Below are 609 nucleotides of genomic sequence, written 5' to 3'. Positions count from 1 at the left end.
CCGACGGCGCCGGCATCCCGGCGCAGTATCCGCGTATCGCAGGTCAGTTCTCTGAATACACCGAGGCTCAACTGGTTGCATTCCAGAGCGGCGCTCGCAAGAACAGCGTACAGATGCACGACTTGGCCGGTCGCATGACGGCCCAGCAGATCAAGGCGGTGGCCGATTACATTGCCGGCCTGCGCTAATCTGCCGCACCCGGCCGTCTACTGACGGTCGCACAATCAACAAGAAGAACAGGGTGGCAATGCGCCTGGCATCGCCACCCTGTTTTCGTTTTTGAACAGGTTGTTTCCCCGCATGTCTTCGGTCTCCACTTCCGGCGTCCAGATCCGCTCTCGCCGTCGCGCGCTGCGTGAAACGGTTGAGCTGCTGTCGTCGATGCGCTTCGCGATCAGCCTGCTGACGGTGATTGCCATTGCCAGCGTGATCGGCACGGTGCTCAAGCAGAACGATCCGTACCCGAACTACGTCAACCAGTTCGGGCCGTTCTGGGCCGATGTGTTCCGCTCTCTGACGCTGCCCACCGTTTACAGCGCGTGGTGGTTTCTTCTGATCCTGGCGTTCCTGGTGGTGTCGACGTCGCTGTGCATCGTGCGCAATGCCCCC

General features: G+C 61.1%; 2 protein-coding genes. Both read left to right on the top strand.

Annotated elements, in window-relative coordinates; all coding sequences use genetic code 11:
* The coding region (locus FUT88_RS25950; protein WP_410003906.1) for a c-type cytochrome at positions 1–188 on the top strand (188 nt) is incomplete at its 5' end.
* A 112-nt stretch (positions 189–300) separates the two neighbouring features.
* Positions 301–609 (top strand): cytochrome c biogenesis protein ResB (locus FUT88_RS25945; RefSeq protein ID WP_147219386.1); only part of this gene is annotated, 309 nt, incomplete at its 3' end.

The organism is Ralstonia sp. TCR112, assembly GCF_007997035.1.
Lineage (GTDB): Bacteria > Pseudomonadota > Gammaproteobacteria > Burkholderiales > Burkholderiaceae > Ralstonia > Ralstonia edaphi.
The sequence above is the reverse complement of the archived record's forward strand: the minus strand, read 5'-3'. Positions and strand labels throughout refer to the sequence as shown.